Raw genomic sequence first — 17216 nt, forward strand, 5'->3', positions numbered from 1 at the left:
CAAACAACGATGACAAGCACTGTTATTACTGGAATCGGCGAGCTGACGACGAACGACGACGAGCTCGGCACGCTCACCGACGCCGCGCTGGTCATCGGCGGTGACCGGGTCGTCTGGGCCGGGCCCGCGGCTCGCGCCCCGGACGCTGACGAGCGGTTCGACGCCGCCGGGCGAGCGGTCCTGCCGGGCTGGGTCGACAGCCACACGCACCTGGTGTTCGCCGGGGATCGTACCGCGGAGTTCGCCGCCCGGATGGCCGGAAAACCCTACCAGGCGGGCGGAATCGCGGTGACGGTAGAGGCGACGCGGGGCGCCACCGACGAGGAACTGGCCGCCAACCTGCGCACGCACATCGCCGAAGCGGTGGCGCAGGGCACGACGTGCATAGAGACCAAGACCGGCTACGGGTTGACGGTCGCCGACGAGTTGCGGTCGGCGAAGATCGCCGCCGAAGCCGACGAGGTCACATTCCTCGGCGCGCACCTCGTGCCAGCGGACGAGGACGCCAACGCCTACGTAGACCTGGTGTGCGGGGAAATGCTCGATGCGGTGGCCCCACACGTCGGTTGGTGCGACGTGTTCTGCGAGACGGGCGCATTCGACGTCGACCAGTCCACGCGGATCCTGGAAGCGGCCAAGGAACGCGGGCTGGGCTTGCGCGTGCACGGCAACCAGCTCGCGCCCGGGCCCGGCGCGCGGTTGGCCGTCGAGATGGGTGCCGCGAGCGTGGACCACTGCACCTATCTCGCGGAGTCCGATGTGGACGCACTGGCCGGATCTGAAACCGTGGCGACGCTGCTGCCCGCTTGTGACCTGTCGACGCGGCAGCCGTTGCCGGACGCCCGGGCGCTCATCGACGCCGGCACCACGGTTGCCTTGGCATCCAACTGCAATCCCGGTTCTTCCTACACGTCGTCGATGGCGTTCTGTGTGACGACGGCTGTGCTGCAGATGCGGATGAGCATCGAGGAAGCGGTGCGCGCGGCGACCTGGGGAGGCGCACGTGCGCTGCGCCGGGAGTCCGGCGATGGCGCGGTCGGAGTGCTCCGGCCCGGCGCACGAGCGGACGTCCACATCCTCGACGCCCCGAGCACGACCTGGCTCGCCTACCGCCCCGGCGTCCCCCTCACCCACGCCGTCTGGCGCCGCGGCAACCGGATCCGCTGAACGCTGGCAGAGAACGGTTGCGCCTGTTCAGGACCCCGCGGGCTATGGGGGCCTGTTCGGGATCTCATTGTGCGGCAGCCGTGCGTCCTCGTTGTGTGGTGAGGAGCGAACGGCCCGTTCGCGCCGGTAGGTGGCGTGAACGGTCCGTTCGCTTCATCCGTTCCGCACGGGGTTTGTGCTGTGGCGGTGTGGAGCGAACGGCCCGTTTGTGTCGGTAGGTGGCGTGGATGGTCCGTTCGCTTGGGCGTTAACAAGCGCCCACGCGGAAGGTCCCAAATGATCTCCGCAAGATCCCCGTCGAACACCACGCGGCCTTGGTCCAGCACCGCGACGTGGTCGGCCACCGCAGCCACGTCCTTGGGGAGGTGTGTGCTGACCAGAACCGTCTGACGCCGCGCCAAATCAACGATCACGTCCCGTAGACCAGCACGTTGGCGTGGATCCAACCAAACTGTCGGGTCTGCGAGCAACAAAACTGTAGGTGAGTTCAACAGCGCCCGGGCGATCCCCAAACTGCGTGGCGTGGATGGTCCGTTCGCCTCATCCCTTCCGCACCGGGTTTGTGCTGTGGTGGTGTGGAGCGAACGGCCTGTTTGTGTCGGTTGGTGGCGTGGATGGTCCGTTCGCCTCATTCACGTGGGCCGTTCGTCTCGGCACCACGCCCCGGGCGATCCCTACCGGATCGTGCTGCAACGCCTCGGTGCCGTCGCGGGCGATGCCCTGTTCATCGGCGACACCGCCGGCCGTGTCGCCGCCGCCGAGGAACTCCGTCTGACAGGGCACCACTACACAGGCTCGGCCGACACCATCGCCAGGATCGCCCGATTCCTCATGGCAGACGAATAGATCCGCGTTACCCGCGGCACATCCAGCCAGCGGGTAACACCTCCGTCCACACTGGACCACGGTAAGCGGCCATTCGGCGAAACTTCCTGGTCAACGCGTGCTAGGGGACCGCTTCCTCGCGACGGGCGGTCCCGTGTTCCCTGTTCACCAGCAGCGCATCCAGCACGACGCGGACCAGCGGATGGTCCTCCCGCCCACACTGGACCGCGGCGAAGACGCGGCGGGTCGGCGGCCTGCCCACGACCGGTAGCGCAACCACGCCCTGACCACCAGCGATGGCCGTGCGGGGTACCAGCGCGACACCGGTGCCCGCCGCGACCAGCGCCACCACGGCGTGGAAATCATCGGAAGTGTGCGCGATGTTCGGGACGAAACCCGCGTTCTCGCAGCACACCTGCGCTACCGCCCGGCACGGGTTGCCCGGCAGCGGCGCGATCCAGTCGTCGTCGCGGAGCTCGTCGAGCGCGACGGCGTCCGCTGCGCTGAGCCGATGCTGCGGTGGCAGCACGACGTCGAACGGCTCGGCGTAGAGCGGAAACCGGCTCACCCGCCGGGCATCGGCCTGCAGCGTCGAGGTGTACTCCATCGAGATCGCGATGTCGATCTCCCCGGCCAGCAGCATCATGAGGCTGTTGTGTGCCTCGGCATCGCGTACCAGCACCCGCACATCGGGTGCCTGCTGCCGCAACGCGACGATCGACGGCGCCACGAACTGGGTGATCGCCGACGCGAACGACGCCACCTCCACCGTGCCGACGATGCCCGCCGCGCAGGCCGCCAAGCTCGCCTCCGCTCGCTCCAACTCGGCCAGCACCGCCTTGGCGTGCTCGACCAGCAGCTCACCGGCCGCGGTTAGCCGGACACGACGACCCTGCCGGACCAGCAGAGACTGCCCGACCTCGTTCTCGAACGCGGTGAGCTGCTGCGACACCGCCGACGGCGTCAGGTACAGCTTCTCCGCAGCAGCGCGCACGGTGCCGTGGTCGGCGAGCGCGCGGAGCACCAGAAGCCGCCGCGGGTCAATCACTGGGCGATGGTACCCATCCGTTCGCGGGCCGCGACGAACGCCGAAACCGCGCGTTCCACGTCGTCGGTACGGTGCGCGGCCGACATCTGGGTGCGGATGCGGGCCTTGCCCACGGGCACCACCGGGTAGGAAAAGCCGATGACGTAGACGCCCTCCGCCAGCAGCAAGTCCGCCATCTGCGCGGCCTCGGCAGCGTCGCCGATCATCACCGGAATGATCGGGTGCTCACCCGGCAGCAGGTCGAAGCCCTCCTCCGCCATGCGGCGCCGGAACAGCGCACTGTTGTCCCGCAGCCGCTTCCGCAACTCCGGCTGCGCGGCCACCAAGTCCAGCGCGGCCAGCGAAGCCGCCACGATCGACGGCGCGAGCGAGTTCGAGAACAGGTAAGGCCGGGAGCGCTGCCGCAACAGCTCGACGATCTCGGCCCGCCCGGACACGTAGCCGCCGCTGGCCCCGCCGAGCGCCTTGCCCAGCGTCCCGGTGACGACGTCGACCCGGTCGGAGACGCCGAACAGGTCCGGGGTGCCCGCCCCGGTCGGCCCGGTGAACCCGACCGCGTGCGAATCGTCGACCATCACCAGCGCCCCGTACTTCTCGGCGAGCGCGCAGATTTCGTCCAGCGGCGCCAGGTAGCCGTCCATCGAGAACACGCCATCGGTGACGACGAGCTTGCGCCGCGCGTCGGCGTTCTCCTGCAACAGCCGCTCCAGGTCGGCCATGTCGCGATTCCGGTACCGGCCGCGGCGGGCCTTGGACAGCCGGATGCCGTCGATGATGCTCGCGTGGTTGAGCTCATCGGAGATCACCGCGTCGCGATCGTCGAGCAGGGTCTCGAAAACCCCGCCGTTGGCGTCGAAGCACGAGCTGTACAGGATCGTGTCATCGGTGCCGAGGAACCTCGAGAGCCGCCGCTCCAACTCTTTGTGCGGGGCCTGCGTGCCGCAGATGAATCGCACCGAAGCCATCCCGAAACCCCACTTCGCCAGCGCCTCCTCGGCGGCGGCGAGCAGCGCGGGATGATCCGCCAAGCCCAGGTAGTTGTTGGCGCAGAAGTTCAGCAGCTCGGCGCCGCCGACACTCACTCGCGCGCTTTGCGGCGAATCCAGCACCCGCTCGTCCTTGTACAGCCCGGCGGCCCGGATCTCGGCCAGCTCGGCCCGGACGTCGTCAGCGATCGTGTACATCAGGCGGACCCCTTCGTTGTCCAGTCAAGGATGACCTTGCCGCAGCGACCGCTGCGAGCCGTCTCGAACGCCTCGGCGTGCTCCGTGTACGGGAAGCGGTGCGTGATCACCGGCGTCAGGTCCAGCCCGGACTCCAGCAGCACCGACATCGAGTACCAGGTCTCGAACATCTCGCGCCCGTAGATGCCCTTGACGGTGAGCATCTTGAACACCACCGCGCTCCAGTCCAGCGAGAAGTCCTCGGCCGGCAGCCCCAGCATCGCGATCCGGCCGCCGTGCGCCATGTTCGCCACGACCTCCCGCAACGCCTCGGGCTTCCCGGAAACCTCCATCGCCACGTCGAAGCCCTCGCTCAGCCCGAGCTGTTGCTGCGCGTCGGCGACCCGCGCCTGCGAAACGTCCACGGCAAGATCCACACCGACGCGGCGCGCCAGCTCCAACCGGTGCGCGCTGATGTCGGTGATCACCACGTGCCGCGCGCCCGCGTGCTTGGCCACGCTCGCCGCCATCAACCCGATCGGTCCGGCACCGGTGATCAGCACGTCCTCGCCGACGACCGGGAAGCTGAGCGCGGTGTGCACCGCGTTGCCGAACGGGTCGAAGATCGCCGCCACGTCCGGATCGACCTCGCCGCGATGAACCCAGACGTTCTGCTCCGGCAGCACCGCGAACTCGGCGAACGCGCCGTTGCGGTGCACCCCGAGACCTTCCGCGTGCGCGCACAGATGACGACGGCCGGCGAGGCAGTTGCGGCACATGCCGCACACCAGGTGACCCTCGCCGCTGACGAAGTCGCCGACCGCTGCCCGGGTGACCGCAGCACCGGTGGCCACCACCTCACCGGCGAATTCGTGCCCCACCACAAGCGGGGTCGGCACGGTGCGGGCCGCCCACTCGTCCCACGACGCGATGTGCAGGTCCGTGCCACAGATCCCGGTGCGCATCACCCGCACCACGACCTCGTCCGGGCCGGGCGCCGGGTCGGGGAATTCGGTCAGCTCCAGGCCGGGCGCGGGTGAGGTCTTCACCAGAGCGCGCAAGGTTCCTCCGCTCTCGACGGCTTGTCGCAACGGAGTCTGTCCCGGTGCGGTGGGCAGGTCCATCGCGACTTTCTGCACTGGCTGGTTAGCGGCACTGCACAGCACGACGAGCCCCACCCGCCTTCGACGAGTGGGGCGCGGCGCCGCCGGATGGTCATCCCTTCCAGGACGACCCGCCCTGCAGCGTCTGTGCCTGCTGGGTGGACGACTGGAAGTGCTGCTGCCCGCGCGGGGTGGACGACTGGGTGTGGTGCTGTTGCGTTTTCTGGTGCTTGTGCTGCTCGTTCACGCTCACCTGGCCGTGCTTGGTCGGCCCCTGCGGCCCGTCGACGGCACCGGCGATAGCGGCGAGGATCTGGTCCGGGGTCGACGGCTGCGGGGCGTCGCTGGCCGCGGCCGTTCCGGCAGCCCCCAGCGCGGCGAGACCAGTGAGCAGGGCGCCGGCGAGAAGACGTCGCATGAAAATCCTCCGAAGTGCGTTGGAATTGCCAGCGCCGAGGCGATCACACATCGGCCGTGCTCGCCGCGCACATCACTCCGTAGTGGATCAAGCACCCCGCCCAGCCACCCGGCCAGGGGAGCACCCCTCGACTCATCCGCCGCGCCGGTCCAGAGCAAGGGAACCTTCCCGTCGCCAACGGTCGCGCATGAGCGACGCGAGCAAGGGAACCTTCCTGGCACAGCAAGTCTGCGGAAGCGGCTGTGGGGGAAGGGAACCTTCCTGTCTACGGCCACGGTTCGGGGCGCGGCGGGTTGGAGGAAGGGAACCTTCCTGTCGTGCGCGGCGCCGGTCACGGGTTCTGGGTGGTGGGTGCTGCCGGCGGACCTGCGGCGACGGCGACAGGTGGCCGACGACGCGTGCGGCCAGATCGCGCCCGAGCTCGAGGAATGGGCAGACGAGGCGAGGCCGCAGCCCGCTGGGCAACCCGGGAAACCGGGCCATTCCACGTCGAGCTGCAAAGCGCGCGGGGCGGCATGTGCCGCGCCAACTGGCCGGTCGCACCCGGAGAGCAAACGTCCAGACCGGCAGCCTTCACGAGTGCCTGCTCCGCTTTGCTCCGCCGATGGCCGGCGATCAGCATCAGCGACCAGGCTTCAGGAGCGCGAAAGGCGTGCGGATCTTGTTCCCGCAGGCGGCGCGGCGAGGTGGACGACGTTCTCAGCGCCGAAAACTGCTAGCAGGCCCTCGCGCGCGATCATTCGGATTCGTCCTCGTGGCCGCGGCGCCGAGAGGGGACGAGCCCTGCTGCCACGGGCGTGGTCGGGGCAGGGCTCTTCCAGTTGTGGCTTTCGCCGTCACTCGTCGTCGGCGTCGTCGCGGGCGAGAAAGGTGGCGAGGCGTTCGGTGGCATCCTCGAAATCGGGGTTGAGGTCCACGAAGGCCCGCATCCGGTCGGCGACCCAGGCCAACGTGACCTCGTCGTCACCGCGACGATCTTCGAGTTCCTCAATGCCGCGGTCGGTGAAGTACACCGTGTCCTCCTAATTTTGTTCGTCCGTGACCGGTGCGATCAGGGTTGGCAGAACAGCAGAGTACGAAACGCCTCGATGGACGCAGCACTGGAACCACGAGTGTTCGGTGGAAGGTTCCCGTGCTCCACGGCCGTTTCCGGCCTGTCCGCCGGAGACCGGGAGCCGAACTCTATGCCGCCGCCCCGAACTGCTCCCAGCCGGGGAGCCTGAAGTGAAGATGGAAACCTTCCTGTAACCCACAAGTCGCCGCGGCGCGGGTTCGGCAGTGGCACAGCGCAAAAACGGGCCGCCGGTTCCGGGTGGAACCGGCGGCCCGCTCCAGCCGCGGATCAGGCGAAGGCGTTCTGCACGACCTCGGCCTGCTCGACCTCGTGGACCTTGGCAAGACCGGTGGCCGGGGCGGCCATCGGACGGCGCGAGACCCGCTGCAGCTTGCCGACCAGCTGCGGGAACAGATCCGGCAGGGCCAGGCCCAGGAACGGCCAGGCACCCTGGTTGGCTGGCTCTTCCTGCGTCCACCGGATCGACGTGGCGTTGGAGTACCGCTCGAACAGCGTGCCCAGCTTGCGGTGCGGCAGCGGGTAGAGCTGCTCCAGCCGGACGATCGCGGTGTCGGTGATGCCGTGCTTGTCCCGGTGCGCCGCCAACTCGTAGTACAGCTTGCCGGTGCACAGCACCACGTTTCGCACCGCAGCCGGGTCGGGCTGCGTCGGGTCGTCGATCACCGAGGTGAACTTGCCTTCGGTGAAGTCCTCGACCGGGCTGGTCGCGGCCTTCAACCGCAGCATCGACTTCGGCGTGAACACCACCAGCGGGCGGTGGATGCCGTCCAGCGCGTGACGGCGCAGCAGGTGGAAGTAGTTCGCCGGAGTCGAAGGCATCGCGACCGTCATCGACCCCTCGGCGCACAGCTGCAGCCACCGCTCGATGCGACCGGAAGTGTGGTCCGGGCCCTGGCCCTCGTGCCCGTGCGGCAGCAGCATGACCACGTCGGACCGCTGGCCCCACTTCGCCTCACCGGACGAGATGAACTCGTCGATGATCGACTGGGCGCCGTTGAAGAAGTCGCCGAACTGCGCTTCCCACAGCACCAAGGAGTCGGGGTTGCCGACCGAGTAGCCGTACTCGAAGCCCACGGCCGCGAACTCCGACAGCGCCGAGTCGTAGACCAGGAACTTCGCCTGGTCGTCCGACAGGTTCTGCAACGGAGTGAACTCGGAGTTGTCCTTGCGGTCGATGAGCACCGAGTGCCGCTGGACGAACGTGCCTCGCCGGCTGTCCTGACCCGTCAGGCGGACCTGGCGGCCCTCCATGACCAGCGAGCCGAACGCCAGCAGCTCGCCGAAGGCCCAGTCGATGCCGCCCTCGCGGCCCATCTTCGCGCGCCGCTCCAGCACCGGCTTGACCCGCGGGTGCGGGGTGAAGCCCTCGGGCAGGTTGATGTGCGAATCAGCGATGTGCTCCAAGGTCTCCTGCGGGATCGCGGTCGTCAGTCCACGCGGCACCAGCTGCTCGGACTCAACCGACGGGCTCGGCGCCGGCGGGTGCTTCTCCAACTCGCGGACCTCGTTGAACACGTGCTCCAGCTGAGCGGCGTAGTCCTTCAGAGCCTTCTCGGCCTCTTCGACGGTGATGTCGCCGCGGCCGATCAGAGCCTCGGTGTAGACCTTGCGGACGCTGCGCATCTTGTCGATCGCGTCGTAGATCTTCGGCTGCGTCATCGACGGGTCGTCGCCCTCGTTGTGCCCGCGGCGGCGGTAGCAGACCATGTCGATCACGACGTCCTTGCCGAACGCCTGGCGGTACGCCACGGCCAGCTTGGCGACCCAGACACAGGCCTCCGGGTCGTCACCGTTGACGTGGAACACCGGGGCACCGATCATCTTCGCCACGTCGGTGCAGTACTTGCTGGAGCGCGAGTGCTCCGGCGCAGTGGTGTAACCGACCTGGTTGTTGACGATCACGTGCACCGTGCCACCGGTGCGGTAGCCCCGCAGCAGCGACAGGTTCAGCGTCTCGGCGACCACGCCCTGACCGGCGAACGCGGCGTCACCGTGCAGCAGCACCGGCAAGACGGTGAAGCCCTCCTGGCCCTTGTCCAGGATGTCCTGCTTGGCGCGGACGATGCCCTCGAGCACCGGGTCGACGGCTTCCAGGTGCGACGGGTTCGACGTCAGCGACACCTTCGTCTCGCCGTCGCCGAACATCCGGAAGTACTTGCCCTCGGCACCGAGGTGGTACTTGACGTCGCCGGAACCGTGCGCCTGCCCGGGGTCCAGGTTGCCCTCGAACTCCCGGAAGATCTGCGAGATCGGCTTGCCGACGATGTTGGCCAGCACGTTCAGCCGACCGCGGTGCGGCATGCCGATGACGACCTCGTCGAGCTCGTGCGCCGCCGAGGTGTCCAGCACTGCGTCCAGCAGCGGCACCACGGTCTCGGCGCCTTCCAGCGAGAACCGCTTCTGCCCGACGTACTTGGTCTGCAGGAACGTCTCGAACGCCTCGGCCGCGTTGAGCTTCGACAGGATGTACTTCTGCTCGGACGGCTCGGGCTTGGTGTGCGGCTTCTCGACCCGCTGCTGCAGCCATTCGCGCTCGTCGGGTTCGAGGATGTGCATGTACTCGACGCCGACAGTGCGGCAGTAGGAGTCGCGTAGCACGCCCAGTACGTCGCGGAGCTTCATGTGCTCTTTGCCGGCGAAGCCGCCGACGGCGAACTCCCGGTCCAGGTCCCACAGGGTGAGGCTGTGCGAGAGGACGTCGAGGTCCTCGTGCCGCCGCTGCCGGTAGTTCAGCGGGTCGATGTCGGCCATCAGGTGGCCGCGGGTGCGGTACGCGTCGATCAGCTCAAGCACGCGGGCGGTCTTGTCCACCGCGCCCTCGGGGATGTCCTGCGTCCAGCGCACCGGCTCGTACGGGATGCGCAGCGAGGCGAAGATGTCGTCGAAGAACCCGTCCTCGCCCAGCAGCAGCTGGTGCATCTTGCGGAGGAAGTCGCCGGACTCCGCACCCTGGATGACCCGGTGGTCGTAGGTGGACGTCAGCGTCACGATCTTGCTGATGCCCATGTCGACCAGCGTCTTCTCGCTGGCGCCCTGGAACTCCGCCGGGTAGTCCATCGCGCCGACGCCGATGATCGCGCTCTGACCCTTGGTCAGCCGCGGCACCGAGTGGTTGGTGCCGGACGGGCCGGGGTTGGTCAGCGAGACCGTGGTGCCGGCGAAGTCGTCGGCGGTCAGGGCGTTGCTGCGGGCCTTGCGGATGATGTCCTCGTAGGCCTGCCAGAACTGGTGGAACGTCATGTCCTCGCAGCCCTTGATGGAGGCGACCACGAGGTTGCGAGACCCGTCCTTGGCCGGCATGTCGATCGCCAGGCCCAGGTTGATGTGCTCCGGCGTGACGGCAGCGGGCTTGCCCTTGGCGTCCTCGCCGTAGTGGCGGTTCATGTTCGGGAAGTCCCGGACCGCCCGGATCAGCGCATAGCCGATCAGGTGCGTGAAGGAGACCTTGCCGCCCTTGTTCCGCTTGAGGTGGTTGTTGATGACGATGCGGTTGTCGAACAGCAGCTTGGCCGGCACCGCGCGCACGCTCGTCGCGGTCGGCACGGTCAGCGACTGATCCATGTTCTTGGCGATCGCGGCAGCGGCCCCGCGAAGCGTCTTGACGTCCCCGCCGGCCTGCGGCTCCTTCACCGGAGCGGCCTTGGCAGCCTGCTGCGGCGACGGCTTGGGCGCGGGCTTGCTCGCCGGGGGCGCGGTCGTGGCGGTGGCTGGCGGGGCCTGACCATTGGTCGCACTGGGGCGCGTCGCCGTGGCCGTAGTCGTCGGAGCCGCTGCAGCGGCGGACGCAGCAGCGGTGTTCTCGGTTGCTGCCTGGCCCGGCTTGTAGTCGGCGAAGAATTCGTGCCACGCCGAGTCTACGGAGGTGGGATCGTGGAGGAACTGTTCGTACATCTCCTCGATCAACCACTCGTTGGGGCCGAACTGTGACGCAGGGCTGCTGGACACGGCTGGCGTTCGCCTCGATCCATATGCTCGTGATTTACAGACACACTCAGGTACCAGGCTAGCGGCCCGATTCGCGAGGTTGACACACAGTACGGCCGTTCGTTCGACGAGGTCGGTCACAAAATCGATCAGGAAAGACCAGCTTGCGGGGAATGAGCCCCGGTCCACTCGCGTCAATGATCATCGACCGCACTCGAAATGCCCCACTCGAAGTCGACTTTGCTCGGTACTGCTCCATCTGGGTTTTCGTCCAACACCAGTATGACGTTTCATCGACACGCTGTGTTCCTGTCCTGTGGGCGAGGTTTCTCGCATTTCGGACAGCGCGGCACTCCAGTCCCACTCGCCCCGGGGCGGTGTGACGAATCCCGCTCGCGGTTGCGGAGCGTGTCCGAAAAGTTCCCTTCCGTGCGCCTCTGAGTCTCTGCCGTCCGCTGCGGGGTGGTGACAGGAAGGTTCCCTTCCACCACTCCAGCGCCACGCCGAGACGCTTGGGCGTGGAATGACGGGAAGGTTGCCTTCCTCACATCACACGGGCCGGTGTGGATGGGTGGATGGCGGGAAGGTTCTCTCGTCACAGGGGCCACGTGCGTGACCGCAGGCTCGTGACAGGAAGGTTCTCCTGCTCGCGTCCGGTCAGGCGATGTTGGTCTCGCCGATGTCCGGGGGCTCCTCGCTCGGCGCACGGTCCGACGCCCGCCACAGGCGCGCGTAGTGACCGTTGTCCGCGAGTAGTTCGGCGTGGCTGCCCTGCTCGACGATCCGGCCTCCGTCGACGACCACGATGCGATCGGCGCGGGCGGCGGTGGCGAGCCGGTGCGCGACGACGAACGTCGTGCGCTGAGCCGCGACCTGGTTGCTCGCCGCAACCACCATCGATTCCGTCGCGGGGTCGAGCGCCGCGGTTGCCTCGTCGAGCAGCAGGACGTCGGGGTCGACCAGTTCCGCCCGCGCAAGCGCGACCAGCTGCCGCTGGCCCGCAGACAGTCCGCGCCCGCGCTCTCCCACCTGCTGCCGGAAGCCTCGCGGCAGCATGGCGATCCCCGGCAGCGCCCCCACCGCCCGGGCCGCAGTCTCGACCTCGGCCGGGTCGGCGTCCGGGCGCGCGTAGGCGATGTTGGTGGCGATGTCCCCGGTGAACAGGTGGCCTTCCTGCGGGACCACGGCGAGCCGACGGTGGAACGCCGCCAGGTCGTAGCTTCGGATGTCCTGCCCGTCGACCAGCACCGCGCCGTCGGTGGCGTCGTAGAACCGGGCGATCAACTTGATCAGCGTCGACTTCCCGGCGCCGGTCGCGCCGACCAGCGCCACGGTCTCGCCGGGCCGCACCCGCAGCGCGATGTCGCGCAGCGCGAACTGGTCGGTGCCGGGGTAGCGGAACGACACCGACCGCAGCTCGATGCCGCCTTCGAACCGTTCCGGCACCGGGGTGGGGTCGGCGGCGGCGGGCACCGAGGTGGGCGTCCGCAGCAGTTCCCCGATCCGCTGCAACCCCACCTTGGCCTGCTGGTAGCCGTCGAAAACCCCGGACAGCTGCTGCACGGGCGAGAAGAACAGACCGAGGTAGAGCAGGAACGCGACCAGCACCCCGGCGGTCAGGTCGCCCGACGCGACTCGCGCCGCGCCTACCCCCAGCACCACCGCCTGCGCGATCTCCGACAGCAGCGCGACGAACGGGAAGTAGGTCGCGATGTAGCGCTGGGCGCGCAGCCGGGACCGCCGGTAGGCGTCGCTGCGTTGCGCGAACACCTTCGCGGCGTGCCCTTCGCGGCGGTGCGCCTGCGCCACCCGCATCCCGGAGACGTTCTCCTGCAGGTCCGCGTTGACGGTGCTCACCCGCTCGCGCGCCTCGGCGTAGGCGGTCGCCGAGACTTTGCGGAAGATCAAGGTGGCCACCAGCAGAACCGGCAGCACCGCCATCGCCACCAGCGCCAGCGAAACATCGGTGATCAGCAGTGCGCCCGCGATGCCGAACAACGTCAGCACGCTGACCACGAAGGTCGCCAGCCCGGTCTGCAGGAACGTCGACAGCGCGTCGACGTCGGTGGTCATCCGAGTCATGATCCGGCCGGCGAGCTCGCGCTCGTAGTAGTCCAGCCCGAGCCGCTGCAGGTGTCCGAAACTGCGCAATCGCAGCAGGTAGAGCAGGGTCTCGCCGGTTCGCGAGGCGATGATGGTCTGCAGCTTGACCACCAGCCAACCCCCGGCGACGATCACGGCGCCCAGGCCCGTGGCAATCCACAGCGCATCGAGGTCGCCGGTGCTCACACCGCCGTCGATGCCGTGGCGGACCAGCGACGGCAACGCGATCGACGTCAGCGCGTCCCCGGCTACCAGCAGCACTGTCAGCAGCAGGCCCCAGCGGATCGGCCGCAGCAGCCGGGAGAGCTTGAAGTCCGGGTCCGGCGCCGGGGGGTCTTCGCTGCGCAGATCGGGCCGGTCGGTCGCGGGCGGCAGCTTACGGATGCCTTCGATCAACTCGGGTGTGGGCGGCATCGTCATGCCGCCCATGCCGCGCGATCCGGGCGTCGTGGCGGCGTTGCCGGTGACCGTCGGATCGGCGTCGTCCTCCGGTGGCCAGAGCTCCGGCGTGATGCCTTCCGAACCGGGCACGACCCGGCCGTCGCAGCGGTTGTCGATCGATTCCCCAGGCCCGGCTAGCAGTGACCGGAACAGCTCGCAGCGCTGGTTCAGCTCGTCCTCGGTGCCGATGTCGACGACGTGCCCTTCGTCGAGCACCGCGATCCGGTCGGCCAGGGCCAGCGTCGACCGGCGGTGCGCGATCAGCAGGGTGGTGCGCTGCGCGGTGACCGATCGGAGGGTGTCGTGGATGGCCGCTTCCGTCGCCGGATCCACCGCCGACGTCGCGTCGTCGAGCACCAGGATGCGCGGGTTCGAAAGCAGCGCCCGTGCGAGCGCCACGCGTTGGCGTTGCCCGCCGGACAGCGTCAGGCCGCGCTCGCCGACCGTCGTGTCGTATCCGTCGGGGAGAGTGGTGATGAACTCGTGTGCTTCGGCCGCTTTCGCAGCGGTGATCACGTCGGCTTCCGAAGCGTCAGGACGGCCGTAAGCGATGTTGCCGCGAATGGTGTCGGAGAACAGGAACGCCTCCTCGAACACCACACCGACCGCGGCGCGCAGCGAATCCAGCCTCAGGTCGCGGATGTCGTGGCTCGCCGAGCCGTCGTCGGCGGGACCGATCTTGATGCTCCCCGAGTGCAGGTCGTAGAAGCGCGGCAGCAGCAGCGACACCGTCGACTTGCCCGATCCGGCGGGGCCGACCAGGGCCACCGTCTCACCTGGGCGGACCTGCAACGACGCGTTGCAGAGGACCGGCTGATCACGGGTGTAGCCGAAGCTCGCGTCGTCAAGCCGGACCTGCAGCGGCCCTTCCGGCAGCGTTGCCGCTCCGGGCTTCTCCTGCACCTCGGGCTGCGAATCGATCAGCTCGTGGATGCGTTCGACACCGGCACGCGCGAGCTGCGCCTGGATCATCACGCTCGACAACATCCGGGCCGGACCGGCCAACATCGCCACGTACCCGGCGAACGCCACGAACGTCCCGAGGCTCACCTGGTCCTGCAGCACCATCCAGCCGCCCAGGCCGAGCACCCCGACCTGCCCGGCGGCGGGCAGCGCGGCCAAGCTCGCCGCGGGCGTGGAAGTCATCCGGGCCGCGCGCAGCCGCTCGCCGAACAGCCGACGAGCACGGCGCTCCAGCCGCCCGACCTCGCGGTCTTCCTGGCCGAAGCCCTTCACGACCCGGACACCGGTGACGGTTTCCTCGACGTGCTGCGCGATGTCCGCGGCCCGCTGCTGCGCCGACCAGGTCGCCGGGAACAGGCTCTTCTTGCTGCGCGCCGAAACCACCGCGATCAGCGGCGCCACGACCAGCGACACCACCGTGAGCAGCGGCGACAGCCACAACATCGCCACGATCGCGAAAAACGCGAGCACCGCGGTTCCGGCCGCCAGCGGCAGCATCGACAGCAGCGAGTTCACCATCTGCAGATCGCTGATGGAGCGGGAAACGACCTGCCCGGTGCGCAGCGCATCCTGCTTTCCGCCGTCCAGCCGCTGCATCGCCGCGAACACCGCGCGGCGCAGGTCGTGCTGGACGTCGAGGGCCAGCCGCCCGGCGCTGTAGCGGCGGACGAACGCCGACGCGAAGCGGAACACGCCGAGCGCGAGTAGCGCGATCACGATCCAGAACAAGCCGTCGGTGCTGCGCGCGACGGCATCATCCACCGCGACCTTGGTCAGCAGCGGAACGAGAGCCTCCAACCCGACGGCCGTGACGGACGCCCCCATCGCCAACGTCAGAGCAACGGGGTGCCGACGGCAAGCGGCGAAGAGGCGACGGATCCAACCGCCAGAAGACGGACGGGGATTACCGGAGTCGCTCACACCCGCCAGGTTATTCCGCCCCACCGACCATGCAGACCGGCCGAACCCCCTCTGTGACCCTCGCCAAACGGAGTGGCGGTAAGAGCAGGGGAACCTTCTCCGCTCGCGTCGTCCGCCTCAGGTGATGTCGCGTCGGCCGCTGACCAGCCAGCCACCGGCGATGAACACGGCGACGTATCCGAGGAAGGTGAACAGGCTCGCCCACCACGGGTGGCCGTAGCTGCCGCCGAAGAAGAGGTGCAGGAATTCGAAGGCCGCCCGCGGTGTGTTCGGCTCATCGGGGCCCGCCACCGCGGTGACGAACAGCGGCACCGCGAGGTTCGCCACGATGCCGTTGCCCGCCGTCCCGGGCAGGTAGGGGCTGATACCGGCGGCCGGGGATTCGATCAAGCTCAGCGACAGGATGAACTCGACCATGAACTTGTAGACCAGCGGCACGATGATCGCGAGCACGGCGTTCGCGACCAGCGCGCCGAAGCCCACGCCCAGCAGCGTCCACAGCACCATCGCGAGAACCGCCGCCGCGCCGACGCTGAGCCAGTCGCCCAGGCTGCCGAAGCCACCGAAGTCCCGGCCCGCGCCCACCAGGCCCCCGACGCTCGCGAAGAGCACATTCGCGAGGCCGTAGCTGAGACCGACGCCCGAGCAGGCGATCAGCTTCGCCACCAGCACCGCACTACGCGGGTTGCTTGTGAGGTACGTCGTGGTGATGGTCTTGTTCCGGAACTCGCCGGCGAACGTCATGGCGCCGAAGAGCGCCGCGAAGATCGTGCTGAAGTTCGTCGACATCGACACCGACAGCAGCCCGAGGGGGACCGCCCGGTCGAACTGCTCCACCGCGTCGATGAGCGCGACGATGGAGCTGCCCAACCAGCCCGCGCCGAAACCGAGCAGCGCCACCGGGATGAGCAGCGCCCACCACAGGCTGGTGCTGAAGATCTTGCGGAACTCCGCCTTGACGAGCCCGCCCATCAGGCATTCCCCCCGAATCCTTGGCCGTCCGGGGCGGGCCACTGCGCGCCGTGCTGCTGGACGCTGGTGTACTGGCCGTTGGTGAGCTGGAAGAACAGCTGTTCCAGGCCGATCCGCTCGTCCTGCATCCCGTACAGCGCGATCCCGGCCTCCAGCGCGAGGTCCGCGACCGCACGGGAGTCGGCTCCGGTCACGGCGATCCGGCCGTCCTGGAGGTATTCGATGCCGTATCCGGCTTCCTGCAGCTTGTCGACGAGCTTGCTGGGGTCGGCGGCCTGCACGAACGCCCGGGAGCGTTGCGCGGCGCGGAGCTGATCGAGGTGGCCGTCGAAGACGCAGCGCCCACGGCTGATGATCACCAGCTGGTCCACGGTGTGCTCGATCTCCCGCAGGAAGTGGCTGGACATCAGCACCGTTCGACCGCTCGCGGCGAAGGCCTTCAGGAAATTCCGCAGCCAGGCGATGCCCTCCGGGTCCAGCCCGTTGGCCGGCTCGTCCAGCACCAGCACCTGCGGGTCGCCGAGCAGCGCGGTGGCCAACGCCAGCCGCTGCCGCATGCCCAGCGAGAACGCGCCCGCCTTGCGCTTCGCGGCGGCGCTCAGCCCGACGAGTTCGAGAGCCCGGTCCACCTGCGCGTCCGGCACGTTCATCGCGGCGGCATAGCACCGGAGGTGCTGCCGCGCGGTGCGGCCCGGGTGGAAGCTCTGCGCGTCTAGCACGGCACCGACCACGGTCGCCGGGTTCGGGAGCTGGTGGAACGGCAGGCCGTTGATCGTGGCCGTGCCCGCGGTCGGCGTGACCAGGCCGAGGAGCATCCGCAGCGTGGTCGTCTTGCCCGACCCGTTTGGCCCGAGGAACCCGGTCACCGAGCCGGGCCGCACCGTGAAGTTCAGGTCCTGCACCGCGTTGACCGGGCCGAAGCTCTTGCTGAGCCCCTGCACAATGAGCCGGCCACTGCCGTCGTGCACGCGTCCTCCATCCGTCTCCCGTTCAACCGTCGGTGACCATCCTGCCGGACGGCGACGTGTGCTCAGGCGCGGAGGCTTCGTTTTCCCAGGCTGTTCTCAGCGGCCCGCGGCGGATCCGGTGGGGG

At 68.7% G+C, this 17216-nt stretch carries 11 protein-coding genes; 2 read left to right on the top strand and 9 right to left on the bottom strand.

Annotation, left to right across the window (positions count from 1 at the left end; genetic code table 11):
• Nucleotides 1-9: 9 nt before the first annotated feature.
• Both hutI and SSPN_RS0100230 read left to right on the top strand, forming a co-directional pair.
• Entirely contained in the window at nucleotides 10-1167 is a 1158-nt protein-coding gene (gene hutI / locus SSPN_RS0100225) for an imidazolonepropionase (protein ID WP_010304857.1), read from the top strand.
• Nucleotides 1168-1803: 636 nt separating this feature from the next.
• Entirely contained in the window at nucleotides 1804-2013 is a 210-nt protein-coding gene (locus tag SSPN_RS0100230) for an HAD family hydrolase (protein WP_010304864.1), read from the top strand.
• A gap of 100 nt (nucleotides 2014-2113) precedes the next feature.
• Here the strand turns inward: SSPN_RS0100230 and SSPN_RS0100235 are convergent, their stop codons facing one another.
• From SSPN_RS0100235 to SSPN_RS0100275, 9 genes are all read right to left on the bottom strand, one after another.
• The gene (locus SSPN_RS0100235; RefSeq protein ID WP_010304866.1) at nucleotides 2114-3040 is read right to left on the bottom strand and encodes a LysR family transcriptional regulator; all 927 of its coding nucleotides are present in this window, start codon (nucleotides 3038-3040) and stop codon (nucleotides 2114-2116) included.
• Nucleotides 3037-4224: a glycine C-acetyltransferase gene (locus SSPN_RS0100240; RefSeq protein ID WP_010304869.1), complete on the bottom strand. Its 1188-nt coding sequence runs from the start codon at nucleotides 4222-4224 to the stop codon at nucleotides 3037-3039. Before SSPN_RS0100240 ends, SSPN_RS0100235 begins: the two co-directional genes overlap by 4 nt.
• The gene (gene tdh / locus SSPN_RS0100245) at nucleotides 4224-5264 is read right to left on the bottom strand and encodes an L-threonine 3-dehydrogenase (protein WP_029534803.1); all 1041 of its coding nucleotides are present in this window, start codon (nucleotides 5262-5264) and stop codon (nucleotides 4224-4226) included. Before tdh ends, SSPN_RS0100240 begins: the two co-directional genes overlap by 1 nt.
• A 154-nt stretch (nucleotides 5265-5418) precedes the next feature.
• On the bottom strand, nucleotides 5419-5724 hold the full coding sequence (locus tag SSPN_RS0100250) for a hypothetical protein (RefSeq protein ID WP_010304876.1): 306 nt from the start codon (nucleotides 5722-5724) through the stop codon (nucleotides 5419-5421).
• A gap of 836 nt (nucleotides 5725-6560) precedes the next feature.
• Nucleotides 6561-6737: a DUF6104 family protein gene (locus SSPN_RS57460; protein WP_010304877.1), complete on the bottom strand. Its 177-nt coding sequence runs from the start codon at nucleotides 6735-6737 to the stop codon at nucleotides 6561-6563.
• Nucleotides 6738-7066: 329 nt separating this feature from the next.
• Nucleotides 7067-10690, bottom strand: coding sequence for a multifunctional oxoglutarate decarboxylase/oxoglutarate dehydrogenase thiamine pyrophosphate-binding subunit/dihydrolipoyllysine-residue succinyltransferase subunit (locus tag SSPN_RS0100260; RefSeq protein ID WP_044573109.1), 3624 nt, complete (start codon nucleotides 10688-10690; stop codon nucleotides 7067-7069).
• A gap of 690 nt (nucleotides 10691-11380) precedes the next feature.
• Entirely contained in the window at nucleotides 11381-15055 is a 3675-nt protein-coding gene (locus SSPN_RS0100265; RefSeq protein ID WP_010304882.1) for an ABC transporter transmembrane domain-containing protein, read from the bottom strand.
• Nucleotides 15056-15268: 213 nt separating this feature from the next.
• Nucleotides 15269-16123: an ABC transporter permease gene (locus SSPN_RS0100270; protein WP_010304885.1), complete on the bottom strand. Its 855-nt coding sequence runs from the start codon at nucleotides 16121-16123 to the stop codon at nucleotides 15269-15271.
• Nucleotides 16123-17091: an ABC transporter ATP-binding protein gene (locus SSPN_RS0100275; protein ID WP_010304887.1), complete on the bottom strand. Its 969-nt coding sequence runs from the start codon at nucleotides 17089-17091 to the stop codon at nucleotides 16123-16125. Before SSPN_RS0100275 ends, SSPN_RS0100270 begins: the two co-directional genes overlap by 1 nt.
• Nucleotides 17092-17216: the final 125 nt, after the last annotated feature.

The sequence above is a fragment of the Saccharopolyspora spinosa NRRL 18395 genome (assembly GCF_000194155.1).
GTDB lineage: Bacteria > Actinomycetota > Actinomycetes > Mycobacteriales > Pseudonocardiaceae > Saccharopolyspora > Saccharopolyspora spinosa.